We start from the raw sequence: 19,204 nt of genomic DNA, 5'->3' as shown, positions 1-19,204 counted from the left end.
ACTTTGACGCGGGGGTTGAAGGGGTGTGCCCCTTCGCGGGCGCAGGGGAGCGCCCTGCTGAGGCCGGGCACCCCCGGCATCGCCCTCGCCCGGTGAGAAGACTTGTCACCCCCGGGCGAGGGCGAGGGAAGGAGTAAAAATCAGGCGGACTTGTCTTCGCGCTTGGGCTTGATGGCCTTGACGACAAAGGTCACGATGGCGATCACGGCGAGGAGGTGCTGCAGATGGGGACGCAGCTTCTTGGGGCCGAACATGCTGAGAAAGGTCAGGCCACCCAGGATGGCTTCCTTGGTCTGCGGCTTGGCCGAGCCGCACATCTTGCTGATGCAGCAGCCCTTTTTCTGGGCCTCGGGGGCCGTCAGTTCGGTAACCTGAGCCTTGTTCTTCTTGAACATGATGTTCTCCTTTGACTTCGACATCTCATCAAACTGCATAATCAAGGCAGAGTTGAGATCGTGACGCGCTTTAAATGGCGCGTCCATCCAGTTGGGCCTGCAGCGCCTTCACACGTTTGGCACCACCGCTGGCCAGCGGATCGACCACAAGAAGCTGTCGGGCCGCCTGCAGGGCCGCCTTGAGATCGTGGCGTTCCTCCTCGACCTGCGAGAGCAACTGCCACGAAAGCGGGTCGTCAGGGTCTTTCTGCAAGGCAACGCCCAGATCGCTGATCGCCCCTTCGAAATCGCCCGCCGCATAGCGCACCCGCGCCCGGCCGCGACGGATGAATGGCTTGTCAGGCTGAAGCACAAGGGCGTTGTCGAGTGCCGCCTCGGCCTTGCGATAATCATGGGCCTTGAGGCTCGAATCCGCATTTTCCAGCAACAGGCGCGTGCTTGCAGAGAGGTTCTTCTGGCGCAGCGTCTCGGCGCGTCGTTCCAGAGCGCGGGCTTCCGTGGGCGTATGCGCCATACGCAGGGCCTTGTTCGTCTCCTGAAGGGGGTCAGGCTTTGGCGCGCTGGGGGGCTTGGCACCGGGAGAGGCCTTGGCGGAATCCGACTTGTCGTTATCTCGCATCGCGGGCGGCGTGCCTACAGACGCGTTTGGCTCTTTGTCTGCGCCGCTCGTGCTCGTCTTGTCGGGGATTGCCGGAGAGGTGGCAGCACTGTGCAGGCCGGGTTTATGGCCGGGCGCCGGGTGGCCGTCAGGCGATCCCCTGGCCGGGGAGAGGGCCAGAACGACAAAAGCCGCGCTGCCCAAGAGCAGACACGGCCTGACGACGGCCCCGCGAAGGGCCGTGTAACGCGTCAAAACGGGGCGAAAGCTCCGTTTCGGCATCAGCGGGGAATTAGCCCTGGCGAGCCTTCATGCGCGGGTTCTTCTTGTTGATGACATAGACGCGGCCACGACGGCGAACGACGCGGCAGTCCTTGTCGCGGAGCTTGGCAGATTTGAGGCTGTTACGAATCTTCATGATAATTTGCTTCCCGGGCCATGCAAGACGAACGGGCGTCGCGCCCGCGAGAGGTGGTCGGAATACTCATGGCTCCGGTCAGAGTCAACTCCCGACTGAGCCTCCACCCCATGAAACCCTTTATTTTGGGCGTTTTCAAAGGATGAAAACCCAATTATCCTGATTCCATGAAGAAAGCTCTGCCTGTTCTAGCCGCCCTCATGGTGGGTCTGCCCCTCTCGGCGCAGGCTGCGCCCAAGCCCAAGAACGATCCTGCCTCCGTGCTCAACCGGATTCTGGCCGTTCTCCAGACCGACCCGGACTCGGCCAGCGACAGCTGTGTGGAGGCGCTCAAGGAGCTGCACAAGACGCAGAAGATCGTGGCGAACCAGGACTCGGACAGCAACAATCAGGATGCGGCTGTAGCGCGCGATGTGCTCGAATCCGATTTTGAGGAGACGATCGAGGTTTGTGGCACGGATGCCCGGACGTTGTGCCGCACCAAGGGTGAGGCCGATCCCAAGCTCCCGGCCATGTGTGCCGCCATAAGGCCACGCCCCCAGGCCGATAGCGACGACTGATTATCGTCCCGGCCCCGTATGAAAGGGGCCGGGTTCCGGATCAGGGAGTCTGATCCGGCAGCGGGCGACGCGCCATGGCCCAGAGTGCGAAGCCATAGACATAGGCCACTTCTTCCAGCCGCTTGAACCGGCCCGATGAGCCCCCGTGCCCGGCATCCATATTGATACGGCACAGGAAGGGCCCGCCCGTGGCAACTTCACGGAGTTTCGCGATCCATTTTGCCGGTTCCCAGTAGGTAACGCGCGGGTCTGACAAACCACCCATCGCCAGAACCGGGGGATAGGCCACAGGTCGGATATTGTCATAGGGCGAATAGCTGGCAATCAGATCATACGCGTCACGGTCTTCCAGCGGGTTCCCCCATTCGGGCCATTCCGGCGGGGTGAGCGGCAGGGTGTCATCTGACATCGTGTTCAGCACATCGACAAACGGTACCTGGGCGGCAATGCCGGCGAACAGCTCCGGGGCAAGATTGGCGACCGCCCCCATGAGCAACCCGCCTGCAGAACCGCCATGCGCCACGATACGCCCGGCCTGTCCGTAGCCCTGCCCGACCAGATGATGGGCGCAGGCCACGAAATCGGTAAAGCTGTTGGGTTTGTGTTTGCCGCGACCCTCAAGAAACCAGTTCCAGCCCTTTTCCGAGCCGCCACGGATATGCGCTACGGCATAGACCCAGCCGCGATCGACAAGGCTGAACACCGAAGTGCTGAACCCGGACTCCATCGAGATACCGTAAGACCCGTACCCGTAGAGCAGGAGGGGAGCTGTTCCATCGCATGGGGTGTCCCGGCGCTTGAGAACGGTGACGGGCACCTCTGCGCCGTCAGAGGCGATGGCGAACAGGCGATGGGTCTCGTAAAGGGACGGGTCATGACCCGAGGGGATTTCACGAATTTTCTTCAGGCTCTGCTCGCCTGTGCGCATATCGAGATCGTACCAGTGTGCGGGCGTGGTCGGTGATTCGTAGATATAGCGCAGGATGCTGTCGTCATATTCGAGAAAGCCCAGCAGGGTGAGGTCGAAAGCGGGTTCCTTCATGCCGATCGTGCGGACCTTCGTGCGGATATCGCCCTGATCGGTATCGTTCCCGGCACGGTCCCCCGCAGCGCTCTCTGACACGACATGAATCTCGATATTGCCGTTCACCCGTTCCGCCCAGGCGAGATAGCCCCGACACGCTGCGGCACCCAGCAGGAAGCGCCCTGGCTCATGCGCGAGGAAAGGCGTCCAGTTTTCTCTCGATGGCGACTGGTCCGGCGCCTGCATGAACTGGAAATCGACTGCCCCTTCCGCATTGGTGAGAATGATGAAACGGTCATTCCAGTGCGTGAGGGTATAACGCTCGCCCCGCTTGAGGGGCGAGGCGATGCGGGGGGGCTGTGTCGGGTCGCTGGCAGGGATCAGCAGCGTCTCGTTCGTGTCATGATCGCCACGTTCGATCAGGATCCATTGGCGTGACGCTGTGACCGACAGGCTCAGGAAAAAGCCTGAATCGGGCTCATCGAACACAAGAACATCCTCGCCGCCTGCAAGCGGACGACGATAGACGCGCGAGGGCCGTCCGTGGTCATCACGGTAGATCCAGAACAGCCAGGCACTGTCGGGCGAGATCACGAAGCTGCCCGCGGCACTCTCGACAGGAGGAGCAAAGGTATCACCGGTGGTCGTATCGATGCTGTGCAGGCGATAGACCTCTGACCCCTGCGTATCGGCGGCATAGACAAAGACCCGGTGGTCATCGGAATGACGGACACCAGCCAGGGCGAAATAGGCGTGGCTTTTGGCCAGCGCCTCGACATCGAGCAGGACCTGATCCTCACCGCCGGACCGGGGGCGGCGCAGATAGACCGGATGCTGTGCATCTTTGGCGAAGCGGGAAAAATAGAGCCATGTCCCATCGGGCCAGGGAACGGAATCTTCTGCTGGAGGGATACGGCCGATCAACTCCTGAAGCAGCGCGGCGCGCTCTGGCGCCACATTGGCCAGGCAGTGCTCGGTATAGCTGTTTTCCTCGCGCAGGGCTTCGGCGATATCCGTGCGGAGCAGGGACGGATCACGCAGGACTTTCTGCCAGTTCTCGTCCTTCATCCAGGCGTAGTCATCCTGCCTGACCCGTTCGAGCTGGGTAATGGTGTGCGGTACGCGCCGTGGCGAGGGAGGAATCATGGCAGGACCTCAGTCTGGAAAAACAAAACCTGTACCAGAGTGCGGCAGAATGGAGCGCACCTCAACGTCCCCATGATGAAGCGCCGAAGTTTCGATAGGGGAATAAACCACTTAGCGCCTCACATGTTAGGAAAGCACACGTCCTTCATCCCGATATACTTTCGGGAAAGCGCGTTTTAACAGGCTCCGCTTGCAAGAGACGGGTCTGAAAAAGAGCAGAAAAAAAGGATCGCTTTCATGTTGTCTCGTCTTTGTCTCGGTCTGACCGCCGTTGCTGGCCTTACTTTCGCTGGCGCCTCTGCGCATGCGCAGCAGGCTCCCGTGCCGTCCGTCGCACCAGGAACGCAGTCCACCGTGATGCCTGCCGGGTCCATTCCTGTTCATCGTGATGGCGCTCCGGATGCAGCCAGTCACGTCATGCAGGCCGTTGGTGGCAGCGGCGTGAGCAACACGGTAGCGACCGCCAGCACGCCGGGTGTTCTCGATAATTACGGTCTGCCCTCGCTCGATGCGGCCAAGGCCGGGAATCTCGCTGGCCTCGCCAGCTATTGTGTGCGTAACCACCTGGTGCACGGCAACACCCTGCGCGTTGTAGGCCGCAAGTTGGCTAAGCGCCCCGATGTGCAGAACGACCAGTACTACTCGCTGGGTGGTCAGGGCCTGCTGCAGAGCAACACCAACGTTCCCTTTGATGTCTCGACCCTCGATCTGAGCCATCGTACGCAGCTTTGCGCCCAGGTCCGTCAGCGCGGGCAGGATTTCAAGTAAGCGCCTGCTACGATCGAACGACAAAAGGGGTCAGCCGCAAGGCTGGCCTTTTTTTGTGGCCTGCCGTTATGGAGCGCTACCCGAGACCATGCCTGAAGGCAGGGATCTTTCGGGACTTTGGCAAATGTGGTGTGGGGATTGGAGGGGTTCATCCCTACATGGGTGCGGGGTAGAGCCCCGTGGGAATAACACCGGAACAGGCATTATTCCCATCAACCGTGTTCAGGCAGGAAGGCCGAGAATGAGGTCCAGGCCTTCTGCGCTGCACAGGACAGAGGCCTTTTCCTGCCGGGACAATGTAGCGAGAGCACTGTCCACGGAAGCTGCTTCGCGCAGTTTCAACAGGCCGACCAGCAGATTGGCGTCGATAGCGGCACCGGGCTGGCGGGCGACCGGCAGGGCGCGACGATGCTCGGCGGCGAGGGCCGGATTGCTGCGCAGGGCCGCGAAGGCCTCGGCCGGGGGACGATCAGGCATGGCTTCGGCCTGGGTGCGACGCAGATCGTTCTCGGCGGCGAGCTTCAGGATGGGCGGCAGGTTGGTCTCTTCGGGAATGAGCAGGAGTCCCCAGCTTCTGAGCCACAGACCGACATCACGGCTTGCGGTCATGGCGGCCAGAGGAATGGCCAGCGCCAGACCAAGCAGAACCGGCGTCATCCACAGGAAGAGCGAGAATGAGACCGACCAGGCCGCAGCGGCCATGACCAGACCATAGGCGGTATAGATCCAGTAGCCATGCGCCACTTCCTTGAGGGAAACGCGCCCGTCATCACGGTTCTGAGCATTCCAGCCGGAGTCGCGGCCGCGCAGGATCGAAATGACGCCTGAGGTGTGGATCAGCATCGCAATCGGCGCGATGAGACCGCCAATGAGCGTTTCCAGCAGGATGGAGGCTACCAGGCGGAGAACGCCACCACAGCTGCGCAGCATGGCGCGATCAAAGAGCGCTGCGATCAGGGCGAGCGCCTTGGGGGCGAGCAGAACGGCCATCGTGCCGATGAACACGTATTTGGCCTGTACCGGATCGACCTGCGGCCAGTGCGGATAGAGCGTCTTGGTATCACCGAAATATTCGGGCCGGTCGAAATGGGCCTGAAGCGAGATCAGGATACCGAACATGAGGAACAGCAGCCACAGCGGCGAGGTGATATAGGCACCGATGCCGACCATCATGTGCATGCGGCTCATCCAGTGCAGACCGCGTGACAGAACGATCTTGCCATGCTGGAGATTGCCCTGACACCAGCGGCGGTCACGGATGGCGACATCGGTGAGCGAGGGCGGGCTTTCCTCATAGGAACCGAACAGACCCGGCACCATGTGAATGGCCCAGCCGCCACGACGCATCAGGGCTGCTTCGACAAAGTCATGGCTGAGGATACCGCCACCGAAAGGCTTGCGGCCCGGCAGGTGAGGCAATCCGGCCTGTTCGGCAAAGGCACGGGTACGAATGACGGCGTTATGCCCCCAGTAATTGCCTTCCGAGCCATGCCACCAGGCAATGCCGTGAGCGATCAGCGGCCCGTAAACACGCCCGGCAAATTGCTGCATGCGGGCAAAGAGTGTCTTGCCACCGATGATGACCGGCAGGGTCTGGATGAGCGCCACATTCTCGTGACGCTCCATGGCCGAGACCGTACGCACGATCAGGCCGCCATCCATCACTGAATCGGCGTCGAGGGTGAGCATCTGCTGATAGGCACCGCCGAAGCGTTTGACCCATTCTTCCAGATTGCCGGATTTACGATCGATGTTCTTGGGGCGGCGACGATAGAAAATGCGCCCCTGCCCGTTCACCGCCTGCACAAAGGCAAGATAGGCGCGCTCCTCGCGAACCCAGACATCAGGGTCTGTCGTGTCGGAGAGGATGAAGAAATCGAAGGCGTCGATACGGCCTGTCGCCACCAGACTGTCATGGATCGCACGCAGGCCTACGAGGACACGGTCCGGGTCCTCGTTATAGGTGGGCATGAGCACTGCGGTCCGGGTCATCAGCGCGGGCAGAGGGGTATCACGCGAGATACCAAGACCCAGACCCCCGTGACGCAGCACCGAGACAAAGCCGGCAAGCGAGGAGGTGAAGGAAAGCGAGATCCAGGCGCCGAGCACCACGAACAGCGCCAGAACGATGATGCCCAGCGTCGAGACGCCCATGCTGTTGAGCACGCGGTTCATCTCGAACGCCCCCCAGCCTGTCAGGGCAATGGCACCGCCAATGACCAGCAGGCGGCGCAACCACAGCAGGGAGGGCGTGGTGGGGGGATGACGGTCACGCCCGAAAGTCTCGGGACGCTGACGCATGTTCTGCGTCGGCATCTCGAGGGGCGATTCCGCCGGAAGCACGTCGAAGGGGGTGAAAGAGGTGGGAAGGGTGCTCACGGCGTCCAACGATACATCCATTTTTCGGAAATCGGCCCCTGCTCATTGGCAAGCTGGCACGTCAGTTCGGCCAGCTTGGCGCTGCCCGGATAGAATTCGAACGTCGTACGCCATCCCTTGATGTTCGGATTGGGTTCGACCACCACGTTCTTGATGGTCCCGGTCGAGGCCTGCGGTACGAGGTGGAAGGCTGCATTGGCGGGCAGGTTCTCGAACGGCTTGCCGGTGAAATCGATCACGAACATGCGGCCATCGGCATGATCGGTCACGGCGCCGACGCGTGTTGCGCCAATGCGGGCCAGATCGGTTGGCCAGGGCGTGTCCCAGCCCCAGTACATGCGATAGGTGTAGCCGTATTCGTGTCCGGCCTGCATGGGCTGCTTGGGGCGCCAGAACGACACGATATTGTCGTTCACCTCGTTGGGTGTCGGAATCTCGACCAGATCGACAGCCCCTTCGCCCCAGTCACCGATGGGTTCGATCCAGAGCGAGGGGCGCTTTTCGTAGTTCAGCGCGAGATCTTCGAAATCATGGAATGCGCGGCGGCGCTGCATAAGGCCAAAGCCATGCGGGCTCGCATCCTGGAAGGCCGAGAACTGGAGATCGACGGGGTTGTTCAGCGGGCGATAGAGCTGCCCTCCCGTGCCGGTCCACATCTGGAGTGCTTCGCTGTCATGGGCGCCGGGGCGCCAGTCATCGACATGATTGCGGTTATTGGCATCGAAATAGAACATGCCGGTCAGGGCTGCCACGCCGCCTTCGGTGATGTCGGTGCGCGGATAGAAGCTCGACTGCACATCAAAGACCGTTGTGGCGCCCGGACGAATGGTGAAGCGAAACGCGCCAACAACTGAAGGGCTGTCCATCAGGGCATGGATGACGACCGAGTCGACGCCGGGCTTGGGCTTTTCGAGCCAGAATTCACGGAAGAGGGCGAATTCCTCGCCCTTCGGGTCGCCCGTGCCATTGGCAAAACCGCGGGCGGACAGGCCGTAATTTTGTCCCTTCGCCACAGCGCGGAAATAGGATGCGCCGAGAAACACGGCACATTCTTCCATCACGTTGGGGGTGTTGATGGCATTGCGCAGACGCAGGCCGGAAAAGCCGAGATCATCGGTCACGCGCAGCATCGGGTCGGGATAGCTGAACATGTCAGGGTCGTAGACGATCGGGCTCGACTGTCCGTCCACAACCTCATTCATGTTGATACGCGGGCGGTACAGGAAGCCACGCGGGAAGAACTCGACGTCAAAGGCAAGGTTCTGGCCGTGCCAGAGCGCACGCTCTTCCTTGTAGGTGATGCCGCGGAACTGATCGAAGTTCAGATTGTCGATGGCGCTGGGGAGAGTCTGCTGCGGCGCCTTGTAGGCGGATTTCGACAGGTTCTGCGCGATCTGCCGTACCGTGTTGTTGTCGAACGGGGTCGGCTTCGGAGCAGCAGCAGGCGCTGCCCGGGCAATTTTGCTGGCCCCCAGTATCGAGAGGCCAGCACCGATTTTAACAAGATCGCGACGCAGCACTATGACTATCTCCGGCAGACCCGGCTAAATGCCGGGTGATGTCTGATTTTCCTAACGCCCATAAGTTACTTTGGGACACAGGAAAACTCGCCTGCCTTAGAAATCTGTCATGAGTGCGGCTTTCGCGCATCCTTTTCAGATGGAGAGAGCGGCCTTTACGCCTTTTTCCCTGATAACCTTGCGTAGTTCGGTCACTTTTTCGTCAAGTGCGGCATGGTCAAGCTTGCGCCAGCCATCGAAGGCCGGGAGGGCAAACCCGGCTTCGTAATCGTCGCTCCTGGCGATTTTCCATGTGTCATCGGTGAAAGTCGGTTCGATCGGCTCGAATGTGCCGCCCTTCTCGTTCTTGCCGCGAAGCATTTCAAGATAGGCAGCCAGACCATAGGCAACACGATCGAGCTCGCGCTTGTCCTTCAGGAGGTTCTGGATGGTGGCGGTCCAGAACACCTGCACTTTCGATGCGCCATCACTGCCGATACGCAGGTTCTGGTCTGCCATGGCCGGGTTGGAGAAGCGCGAGATGACCGATTCCTTATACTTCTCAAGGTCTTCACCCGGTGCGGCCTTCAGGGTCGGGATGACATCCGTGTCGAGGTAGGTCTCGACCAGCTTGCGCAGATCGGGGTCATTGATCGACTCGTCGATATGATCATAGCCAAGGAGCAGGCCCGAGAAGGCCAGGAAGATATGCGATGCGTTGAGCATACGGATCTTCATGAACTCATAATCGGTCACGTCATCGACCATCTGCACGCCGACCTTTTCAAGGGCGGGACGTCCATCGGCAAATTCATCTTCGATCACCCACTGGGTGAAGTCTTCCGCCACCAGCGGCAGAAGATCATCCAGACCGCTCTCCTTGTTCAGGCGGGCAGCGATGTCTGCCGAGACCGTCGGTGTGATGCGATCGACCATGGCGTTGGGGAAGGTGGCGTTGGCCTCGATCCAGCTTGCGAGCTCCGGGTCACGGGCGCGGGCATAACCAAGGAATGCCTTGCGTGCAACGTTGCCGTTATGACGCAGGTTATCGCAGGACATGATGGTGAAGGCGCGATTGCCCGCGTCGCGGCGGCGGCGCAGACCCTCGACCACATAACCAAAGATCGTGGACGGTGTTTCCGGATTGGCCAGATCGCGCTGGACGGCCTCGTTGTCGAGCGCGAATTCACCCGAATGCTCATCGATGTTGTAGCCACCTTCTGTAATCGTCATCGACACGATCTTGATGGCCGGATCGGCGAGATATTCCAGAACGGCTTCCTGCTTTTCAGGAGCAAGGAGATAGTCGCGCAGGGCGCCAATAACGGTGCGCTTGCTCTCGCCCGAGGGGGCCGTTTCGGTCAGGGAGAACAGGCAGTCCTGCTGCTTGAAATCCTCGGCCTTCTTCTTGGAACGGTCGCCGGAGGTCAGGCCGACACCGATGATGCCCCAGCCCTGCTGACCGGGCAGAGCGAGCGCCTTGTCGACATAATAGGCCTCATGGGCACGGAAGAAATTGCCGACGCCAAAATGCAGGATTCCGGGCTTGATGTCCTTGAGATCGTAAGACGGAGAGGCCACGCCTGTCGGCAGGTGCTTCAGGGTCTCGCGGGTGATCATAAGCTTAAATCCCTTTTTGTTGCTTCAGGAGCGCCATTTCTGAACGACACAAAAAGACCAGATTCAGCCCTGCACGTCAAAAAGCGCAGGGTGCAACCCGGCCCAAATCACCCCAAGCAACGTTACAGGGGGAGCACAAGTTCAACCTGATCTGTGCAGGCGCTCCCTGTCTGGGGCTTACTTGCCGATCATGTCTCTCAGGTCTTTCGCCCGGCTTTCGGGCGTGCTCATCAGCACGTCTGTGGCGCGGCGCATGTCCTGGCGCAGCAGGGCAATGACGAAATGCATTTCGGGCAGCGCATCCTGCCCGAGCGTCGGCAGTGCGCTCAGAACGTCTTCCCGTCCCGGGCGATAGGGTTTCTCATGGGCCTTGCCCGCAGCATGGATTTCGCAGCGCCGGGCGAGAGAGCGATAGGCATGGCTCAGACCGGTATGCAGCCCGGCCACGCCAGAAAAGCCGCCCCTGTCCTTGCCCGCATTGATGGCACGGGCCACCAGCATGGTATCACTGAGCATACGGCGCATCAGGGCGGGCAGAACGGTCAGGATCGGGTGGCGTTTTTCGAGCAGCCCCCAGTTTTCGCGATAGGCTTCTGCCACACATTCATTGATCACCAGCAGGTTGCGGGCGCAATGATCGTTGCGGGCTTCGAGTTCGCTCCACATTTCCTGCCGTCGCAGGGCCGCCTGAAGCAGCTCGTCCATCTCGCGGAACATGCGCCCTGCGGTGAGGAAACCGCGCCGCCGCGCACTGGCATGAAGCACCACGAAACTCACAACCAGGGCGACGATCACACCAAGGAAAATGGCGGTTAGTCGCTCGGTCAGCGGCCAGTACGGGTTCGCGCCATGAGAGGGCAGAAGATAGACGATCATCAGTGTCACCCCAGCAAAGCGCAGCGAGGGGCGAACCGCCGCCATATAGGCCAGCGGTAGCAGGGCGACGCAGAAGATAGGCCAGTAGAAACCCAGAATAAGCCGCGCAGTGATGGCCAGTGTGCCAACGACGGCACCGACCAGCGTGCCGATAATCTGGTCGCGCGCCGTGGAAAAAGTCTGGTCGATACTCGACTGGGTGACGATCAGCGCCGTGATCAGGGCCCAGATCGTCTCGTCCAGCCCGGTGGCTTCACCGATGATCCAGCACAGGGCCACCGCAACGAGGGTTCTGACCATCTGCCGCCACGGGGCCTCACCATCCTCGCGCGCCCGGAGCAGTGAGGCAAAGGGCATAGATCAGTCTCCGGATAGCGGCAGCGGCACCCAGCGCAGCCCGTCCTGACCCTGAACGAGCAGGAGGACGGTATGTTTCTTCTGCTGGCGTGCGCGTGCCAGTTCCTTTGACAGGGCGTCCGGTGAATTCACGGCCACCTGCTGCACTTCCGTCACCACGTCGCCCGGCTGAAGGCCGCGCGTATCGGCAGCACCATCGCGCGTCACATCGGTTACCACCACGCCCCGCTGTGAATCCGAAAGGCTGTATTTGCTGCGTGTCTCGTCATCGATGGCAGAGAAGGTGACGCCCAGATCGGCCAGGGCGAGCTTGCTGGGGCCTTTGACCTTGGCATCGCTTGGCGGCATGTCCGGCGCCTCGGGTGAGGGTTTGACCACCAGGGTGACATCCATCGTCTTGCCCTTGCGCCAGATGCCGAACACCGTCTTGGTGCCGGGCGCGATTTCGGCCACGAGGCGTGGCAGGGCGTGGCCATCGATGGGTTTGCCATTGAGCGCGGTAATCACATCGCCTGTCTGCAGCTTCGCCGCAGAAGCCGGGCCCTTGGGGTCGATACCGGCAATCATTGCGCCCTTTTCGGGCTTGAGGCCGATGCTGTCGGCAATTTCATGTGTCACGTTCTGCACGCGTACGCCAATCCAGCCGCGCGACACATGGCCATCACGGCGCAACTGATCGATCACGCCACGGGCATCATTGGCCGGGATGGCAAAGCCGATACCGATGGAGCCGCCACTGGAGCTGTAGATGGCCGTGTTGATGCCGATCACCTGCCCATCGAGATTGAAGAGCGGACCGCCGGAATTGCCCCGGTTGATGGAGGCATCGGTCTGGATATAGTCGTCATACAGCCCGTGATTGATATCGCGACCACGCGATGAAACGATGCCGCTGGTGACCGTGCCGGAGAGGCCGAACGGATTGCCGATGGCCAGAACGCGGTCGCCCACGCGAGCCTTGTCGCTATCGCCGAAGGACACTGTCGGGAAGGGCGTCTTGCTCTCGATCTTGATCACGGCCAGATCGGTCCGGCTGTCGCGCCCCACGATCTTTGCAGGAAGCACCGTGCCATCCTGAAGGGTGACGGAAACCTTGTCCGCATCCTTGATGACATGGTTGTTCGTGACGATGAATCCGTCAGGCGAAATGATGAAGCCCGAGCCCAGCGCCTGCATCTTGCGTGGCGGATCGGAAGGCGAGGGGGAGCGATTCATGTAATCGTGAAAGAATTTCTCCATCGGCGAGCCGGGGGGAAATTGCGGCACCTGCGGTCCGTCATCGGGGCTGGCGTCCGGACCGTCATCGTCGTCATCATCCTCACCCGGCTTCAGCGTGGCTGAAATCGAGATGTTCACCACCGCTGGCAGCAGACTGGCTGCCAGATCGGCCAGGGAGTCCGGCGCCGCATGAACGCTGCGTGCAAGAGCCGCCGGCGCAGCTGCTGCGGGTGCGGCCGGTGCCGGCGCAGGGTCGGCAAAGGCGGAGGAGGCGGCGGAAACCCAGCCGCCCATCAGGGCGGCAAGAACGAGGCGATGTTTCATGGCGCTAGGCTAACGCAAATCAGGGGTTTGCGTCACCTATCTCCGCGCTGCGATCTTTCTTCTCTTCCGCCCGGGCTTCCTTGCGTGTTTCGCCCGCCATTAGAGCGGCCTGACGGCGATGGCGATCAAGCCAGACCGACAATCCATAGACCCCGAGGAAGCCAAGCACATTGACCAGAATCTGGATGACCCAGCCATCGCCAAAACTGTTCATCACCAGTCGGGCAAACAGGTCGAGAATGGTCCCAAAGCTGAACACCTCAAGCGAATGACGCCCCAGCAGCGCGAGACCCTGCCCGATGCGTGTTTCCGAAAGGCGCGTGGCCGTTACGGAGGACTGGACAAGCAGCAGAATGGCCAGAGCGTCGGTCCAGCGCCAGATGGCTAGATCGGACTTGTCGGCCTGCGGCACGACGGAAAGCGGCCTCAGGCTGGGCAGGTTCCAGCTTTCATAGGGAAAGCACTCAAGCGCGCCGAACAGCAGATAGGCTCCGGCAAGGCATTTGGCCCAGAGGGGGCCCGGTAGATTGCCCTCGCGTTTGCCCGCCATGATGGCAGCCAGCATGCCAAGGGTGAAAATGAACTGCCAGGCCAGCGGGTTGAAATACCAGCCATCGGGGTCAAGCCAGTTGGGCAGATTGAGCGTGGGGTCGCTGTTGATCAGCCCCCAGAGCGCAAGACTGACCCCGCCCAGCAGCCATGGCGAGATCTTCCACAGAAAGACCAGCAGCGGAAAGGCCAGAAGCAGCACGATATAGAGCGGCAGGATGTTCAGATTGTTCGGCAGGGCCTGGAGGCTGAGGACGCTCCAGATCCACTCATGGCCATGGGCCAGTTCGGGCTCCAGAAAATCCACGGGCACGGGGTAATAATGCCGCCACTGGCGTATGGTGAAAACCGACACCAGCAACATGACCATCTGGAACAGATAGAGGCGCCAGCATCGGCGCACGATGCGCTCGATACCCATGACCCATCCACCCGTCGGCGGCCCGCGCAGGATCAGGCGGCCATAGGCCAGCCACGAGGCATAGCCCGCCAGCAGCACAAAGATCTCGGCTGCGTCGGCGAAGCCGAAATTGCGCAATGTGAAGCGGTTGAGCACATCCTGTGGCGCATGATCGGCCAGCATCATCAGCAGCGCGATGCCGCGCAGGGCATCGATGCGATGGTCGCGCTTCTTGCGTTTAGGGGTGGCGTCGGTTGTGGCCTCGCTCATGCCTGTCATGCTCTCCTGCCCGGACGACCCGGGCGCATCTGCTCCGGTATTGACCTGCTCATACGCGCAGATGGTTGCGCGATCCACTTCCCGCCATGTTAAACGGGAGGGATAAGGCCCGGCCCCGTCGCCAGAAGCGCCCCGTCGCCAGAGGACAACCATGACCGATTTTGAAAAACCCGCCAACGAGGAAGACCAGCGCAGGATTCTCGAGACCCTGCGTCTGGTTCAGGATGAAGCCGGCACATCCAATGTCCTGAGCTTTGCCTCGCTTGAAGGTGTGGCGGTGCGTGATGGACACGCCCATGTTTCTCTCGCCACGTCGCGCGAGGATGCGGCGCGTATCGAACCCCTGCGTCCCCGTGCTGAAGCTGCTCTTGCGCGTCTCCCTGGTATCTCGCGCGCAACGATTATCCTGACGGCTCATCGTGCACCGGGCAAGGCTGCGCCCCAGCCTCAGGGGCACCGCCCCTTCCAGCTCGAGCAGCCCGCCAACAGCCCCGGCCATCCTCAGCCCATGCGTCCCGATGGCAAGGCCCTGCCCCAGGTGCGCGCCATTATTGCCGTTGCCTCCGGCAAAGGCGGCGTGGGCAAATCAACCACTGCCGTCAACCTTGCGGCCGGTCTGGCCAAGCTCGGGCTGCGTACCGGCATGCTGGACGCCGATATCTATGGCCCCTCCCTGCCACGCATGCTTGGTCATTCCGCCAAGCCTGCGCTGGAAAATGGCAAGATCATTCCAGTTGAAGCCTGGGGCATGCACGCCATGTCCATCGGGTTTCTGGTGGATGAACAGCAGGCCATGATCTGGCGCGGCCCGATGGTCATGGGGGCCATCGGCCAGTTTCTGGGCGACGTGGCGTGGCCCGCCCTCGATGTGCTAGTGATCGACATGCCGCCGGGTACAGGTGACGCCCAGCTGACCATCGCCCAGAAGCTCAGCCTGCGCGGTGCCGTGATCGTTTCTACCCCTCAGGACATTGCCTTGCTGGATGCCCGCCGCGGGCTGACCATGTTCGAGCGCATGAATGTGCCGCTGCTCGGTGTGGTCGAGAACATGTCCTATTTCTGCTGCCCCAACTGTAACCATCGCACCGAGCTGTTCGGTCATGGGGGTGCGCGGGCCGAAGCCGAAAAGGCCAATGTGCCGTTCCTTGGCGAAATTCCGCTGCTGGCCGATATTCGCATGAGCGCCGACGCCGGCACGCCGATCATCCTCTCCTCGCCCGACAGCGAGGCCGCACAGGCCTATACCCGGCTGGCCCGTGCCGTGGCGGATAGTCTGCGTCTGGAGCCAGGCGCTTGAGGCGTCTGTCTCTCGCCCTGCTAGTCGGTGGTCTGGTGCTTGTGGGGTGCGGCCCCCGCAAGGTGGCCCATCATGGCTACGCCGCCGATGGCTATGGGGTGATTGATAATTCCCCTCATCTGCCGCCGCCAGATACGCTCTGGCAGCCGGCCAGGCCTGCACAGTAAGCGGATGTATGGGGCGCTGCCCCATGCCCCGCCAAAGGACGATCGTCCTTCGGGAACCCACCTGATTCAAGACGGGGATTGAAGGGGCTTGGCCCTTTGCGGGTGCAGGGCAAAGCCCTGCACACTGCCCGGATAGTCAGTGAGCCGGTGTTACTGCCGGGGTCTGTTCGCCGGTTTTTTCGGTAACCGAGACATCGCCATTGACGGTCCGGTTGAGTACGGAAAATGACACGGCATCCATTGTCGTCACATCAACGTCATCGCCGGTCTTGAGGCTGTTCAGCAGGGGCTGAAGCGCCTTCTGACGCACAGTGATAGTGCGTGTGATATCAGCATGATCGATGATCGTTACCTTATGGGCAGCCGCATCGACGGTCACGACCTTCACGCGCTGACGCTGGAACGAGACGAGCGTGCCATGCGGGTGGCGACGGGCATAACCCTTGGCGGAGGACACGGTCGATTCCGGCAGGGGCGTGCCGGGTGCGGCGATATCGGCTGCCATCGTCTGGAAGAAACGGACCGAAATCTGGTCTCCAGCTTCAAGATGGGGAAGGTTTTTCGCATCCTTGGGGATGGTGAGGTTGAGCAATCCGCCCTTCTTGTCACGCAGCAGAACGGTACGTGTTTCCGGATCGATCGTCTCGACCGTTGCGGTCATGCTCTGGTTGCCCGTGATCACGGCCTGTGCAGCCGCTCGGGAGATAGGGAGCGTCGAAGCCGGTGCAGCGAAAAGAAGGGCAGTCAATGCAGGGCGCAGCAAACGACGGGTCATGCGCGTTGTCCTCGAAACCATGGGAGCGTTCTTGTCCTTCTTGGGTGTCAGTCAGAGCGAAATGGTCGACTGTTCCATCTCATCGGCAAGAGAGACGGACTGGCTCAGGCTGCCCCATGTTGCGCTTCATGAAAAGGGGGCGTGAGGCATGGGTGGTCAGCCTTTTGTGCAATTCACCGATAGGTTGCACAGTCCCGATCGGGTAGCTGCTGCCCCGGCCAGAAGCGGGCGCTTCTGACAACGATCGTTGTCATGTCGCGCAAGGATCGGGCGCGAAAACCTTCGAGGCAGTGCAAGGCAGTCTGGCAAGAGAGCGTTCGTTTCGGCATGAATACGGGTTATGTCCAATCACTCAACCCACTCTGCCCTGCGTTATGGCCTGTTGCTCCTGCTGACTTGGGGGAGCACCGCTATCGTCACAGGCTCGGGCAAGGCAGCGCCGCTGCAAGGCGCCGATAAACCCTCACCGCAGACCGGGCAACGAGACGAGCATGTAATTGTGCATGGTCGTCAGGCGTCCGGTATGGGGGCTGATTATGGCCGTCATGATGCGTCTCTTGGGCCGTTGGGCACGCGCTCGCTGCTGGGCACGCCTTTTTCCATCATGGCGGTTCCACGGGATGTGATTGTGAACCAGCAGGCGCGCAATGCGAATGATCTGGTGCAGTACCTGCCTTCGGTACAGCTTGAAATGCGGGGAGACCCCAATACCAGCCGCCCGCAATCGCGGGGCTTCGAAGCGGATGTGATCGCCAATTCCCGTATGGACGGGCTCAATATGGTGATCACGACGCCTTATGCTGCCGAAATGTTCGATTCCCTTCAGGTGCTCAACGGGTTGTCGGGCGCGCTGTACGGACCGCAGAATCCGGCGGGGACATTCGACTATACGCTGAACCGCCCCACAGATCACGCTCGCGAGCATCTGGTGTTCGGAGTGGATTCGGCGGGTGCGCCCCTGGAGTCACTCGATGCATCAGGGCGGGTGGGACATGGGCGATGGTTTGGCTATCGTGTGACGATGCTCAACCAGTCTGGCACGACCTATGCCCCCGGTACGCATCTGCGACGCGGGCTGATTGCCGGAACCTTCGATTTCAGGCTCGACAACCGGACGACGATCCAGATTGACGCCAGCCAGTACAGCTATGCCCAGCGTGGTTATGCCGGAGGGTTCACCTTTGCCACGGGGCTTTCCTTGCCCAAGGCACCCGATCTTTCGCAGCAGGGATATGGCCAGGATTTTGCGGGTTATAACGCGTCAACCAATACGGCGCTGGCCAAGGTCACTCACACATTCAACGAGAACTGGTCGCTTACGCTGCGCGGCCTGTATCAGGATGCCTGGCGCAACGTCTTCGGTGTCACCAATGCCTTGCTTGACGATACGGGGCGATATCGCACCACCATAACGGCAGCAACGACCGCCAATGATTTCCGGGTCTGGTCGAACCTCGCCTATGTCAATGGCCGGTTCCACACCGGGCGTTTTGCGCACCAGCTGGTGCTGGGCTCGAACGGTTACAGCATGGGCAATTTCAATCCGACCGCGGGGGCGAGCACGATACTGGGAACGGCCCGTATCGGGGCCCCGATCGTATTCACAGGGACGCAGCCTTATTTCTCGGGGCGTTATCAATCCGCGTCGATCCTGACACAATCCCTCCTTCTGGGAGATACGATGGCGCTGAACCACCATTTTTCCATCATGGCGACACTTGGCTGGAGCTGGCTCGACACGACGAGCCGCAACCGCAATGGCGTCACGACCGCCGCCTATAACGCCTCTGGTGTTTTTACCCCCATGACGAGCCTGATCTATCGGCTTGACGAGCACACGAGCTTTTACGGCACCTGGGGGCGGTCTGTTCAGGCGGGACCGGTTGCCCCGGCGTCGAGCCGGAATGCCAATGACGTGCTCGCACCGCTGCGCTCAGAAGAATATGAGGTGGGCGCAAAATACCGCCCTTCGTCGGGGGTGATGCTGAGTGCCGCGGCTTTTCGTATGACGCGTGGTTTTGCCTTCACCGATCCGGTGAGCAGCCTGTATCGCGAGGCGGGAACACAACGCAATTACGGCGTCGAGGGGCAGGTTGCAGGGCGGGTCAGCGATGGGCTGAGTGTCATAGGGGGTGTCACCTGGCTTGATGCGCAGGTTGGCAACACAGGCTCTGCACTGACATCGCACAAGCAGGTTGTGGGGGTGGCTCCGGTGCAGGCCAATATCCTGTTCGATTATCACCCCGGCTGGGCGCGGGGTGGCGCGGTCAATGCGAGCGTGCACGTTGTTGGCAGACGCGCAGCCGATAACGAGAACCGCAGTTTCGTGGCCTCGTTCACAACCCTCGATCTGGGTGCGCGCTATGGCTTTCACGTATATCGCGTGCCGATGGTCATTCGCTTCGGGGTCAGTAATGTAACCAATGCGCGATACTGGGCTTCGGTCTATCCGAGTTCTGTCGATGGCGGCACCAATGCCACGAATTCGGCAGTTGCCGGCTTGCCCCGGAGCTATCACGCAACGACAGAAATCGATTTCTGATGGTTGTGTTGCG

General features: G+C 61.1%; 16 protein-coding genes. 5 read left to right on the top strand and 11 right to left on the bottom strand.

What is annotated here, in order from left to right; translation table 11 throughout:
* Positions 1-140: 140 nt before the first annotated feature.
* The 3 genes from Asbog_RS13745 to ykgO all read right to left on the bottom strand — a co-directional run bounded on the left by Asbog_RS13745 (position 141) and on the right by ykgO (position 1,411).
* Positions 141-395: a hypothetical protein gene (locus Asbog_RS13745; RefSeq protein WP_146926680.1), complete on the bottom strand. Its 255-nt coding sequence runs from the start codon at positions 393-395 to the stop codon at positions 141-143.
* A gap of 70 nt (positions 396-465) precedes the next feature.
* Positions 466-1,248: a tetratricopeptide repeat protein gene (locus tag Asbog_RS13740; RefSeq protein ID WP_171840710.1), complete on the bottom strand. Its 783-nt coding sequence runs from the start codon at positions 1,246-1,248 to the stop codon at positions 466-468.
* Positions 1,249-1,285: 37 nt separating this feature from the next.
* Positions 1,286-1,411 carry a type B 50S ribosomal protein L36 gene (gene ykgO / locus Asbog_RS13735; protein WP_023978233.1) on the bottom strand — a complete coding sequence of 42 codons (126 nt, stop codon included), beginning with the start codon at positions 1,409-1,411 and terminating at the stop codon, positions 1,286-1,288.
* A gap of 167 nt (positions 1,412-1,578) precedes the next feature.
* On the opposite strand from ykgO, the gene Asbog_RS13730 reads away from it, so the two are divergent.
* Positions 1,579-1,971, top strand: a complete 393-nt coding sequence (locus tag Asbog_RS13730; RefSeq protein ID WP_062165539.1) for a hypothetical protein — start codon at positions 1,579-1,581, stop codon at positions 1,969-1,971.
* 40 nt (positions 1,972-2,011) lie between these two features.
* Here the strand turns inward: Asbog_RS13730 and Asbog_RS13725 are convergent, their stop codons facing one another.
* Entirely contained in the window at positions 2,012-4,141 is a 2,130-nt protein-coding gene (locus Asbog_RS13725) for a S9 family peptidase (protein WP_062165538.1), read from the bottom strand.
* 237 nt (positions 4,142-4,378) lie between these two features.
* Between Asbog_RS13725 and Asbog_RS13720 the strand changes: the two genes are divergently transcribed.
* Positions 4,379-4,909, top strand: coding sequence for a hypothetical protein (locus tag Asbog_RS13720; protein WP_023978230.1), 531 nt, complete (start codon positions 4,379-4,381; stop codon positions 4,907-4,909).
* Positions 4,910-5,131: 222 nt separating this feature from the next.
* On the opposite strand, the gene mdoH is transcribed toward Asbog_RS13720, so the two are convergent.
* The 6 genes from mdoH to Asbog_RS13690 form a co-directional block, all read right to left on the bottom strand.
* Entirely contained in the window at positions 5,132-7,309 is a 2,178-nt protein-coding gene (gene mdoH, locus Asbog_RS13715; protein WP_062165537.1) for a glucans biosynthesis glucosyltransferase MdoH, read from the bottom strand.
* Positions 7,285-8,808 (bottom strand): glucan biosynthesis protein, encoded by a 1,524-nt coding sequence (locus Asbog_RS13710; RefSeq protein ID WP_035444360.1) that lies wholly within the window; start codon positions 8,806-8,808, stop codon positions 7,285-7,287. The genes mdoH and Asbog_RS13710 overlap by 25 nt, the downstream gene beginning before the upstream one ends.
* A 135-nt stretch (positions 8,809-8,943) precedes the next feature.
* Positions 8,944-10,407: a mannitol dehydrogenase family protein gene (locus Asbog_RS13705; protein WP_062165536.1), complete on the bottom strand. Its 1,464-nt coding sequence runs from the start codon at positions 10,405-10,407 to the stop codon at positions 8,944-8,946.
* Between the two features lie 177 nt (positions 10,408-10,584).
* A complete protein-coding gene (locus tag Asbog_RS13700) occupies positions 10,585-11,640 on the bottom strand; it encodes an FUSC family protein (protein ID WP_051757754.1) in 1,056 nt (351 codons plus the stop codon).
* A gap of 3 nt (positions 11,641-11,643) precedes the next feature.
* A complete protein-coding gene (locus Asbog_RS13695; RefSeq protein ID WP_062165535.1) occupies positions 11,644-13,182 on the bottom strand; it encodes a Do family serine endopeptidase in 1,539 nt (512 codons plus the stop codon).
* A 19-nt stretch (positions 13,183-13,201) separates the two neighbouring features.
* Positions 13,202-14,401, bottom strand: a complete 1,200-nt coding sequence (locus Asbog_RS13690; RefSeq protein WP_231944595.1) for an OpgC family protein — start codon at positions 14,399-14,401, stop codon at positions 13,202-13,204.
* Positions 14,402-14,561: 160 nt separating this feature from the next.
* Between Asbog_RS13690 and Asbog_RS13685 the strand changes: the two genes are divergently transcribed.
* Positions 14,562-15,707, top strand: coding sequence for an Mrp/NBP35 family ATP-binding protein (locus tag Asbog_RS13685; RefSeq protein ID WP_062165534.1), 1,146 nt, complete (start codon positions 14,562-14,564; stop codon positions 15,705-15,707).
* Positions 15,704-15,874, top strand: coding sequence for a hypothetical protein (locus Asbog_RS14600; protein ID WP_171840709.1), 171 nt, complete (start codon positions 15,704-15,706; stop codon positions 15,872-15,874). The genes Asbog_RS13685 and Asbog_RS14600 overlap by 4 nt, the downstream gene beginning before the upstream one ends.
* A 136-nt stretch (positions 15,875-16,010) precedes the next feature.
* Here Asbog_RS14600 and Asbog_RS13680 read toward each other — a convergent pair whose 3' ends face one another.
* On the bottom strand, positions 16,011-16,649 hold the full coding sequence (locus Asbog_RS13680) for a preprotein translocase subunit YajC (protein ID WP_083510896.1): 639 nt from the start codon (positions 16,647-16,649) through the stop codon (positions 16,011-16,013).
* Between the two features lie 340 nt (positions 16,650-16,989).
* Between Asbog_RS13680 and Asbog_RS13675 the strand changes: the two genes are divergently transcribed.
* The gene (locus Asbog_RS13675; protein WP_062165532.1) at positions 16,990-19,191 is read left to right on the top strand and encodes a TonB-dependent receptor; all 2,202 of its coding nucleotides are present in this window, start codon (positions 16,990-16,992) and stop codon (positions 19,189-19,191) included.
* Positions 19,192-19,204: the final 13 nt, after the last annotated feature.

It is taken from the genome of Asaia bogorensis NBRC 16594 (assembly GCF_001547995.1).
GTDB lineage: Bacteria > Pseudomonadota > Alphaproteobacteria > Acetobacterales > Acetobacteraceae > Asaia > Asaia bogorensis.
Note: the sequence above shows the minus strand (reverse complement) of the source record. Positions and strands in the feature narration are given on the sequence as shown.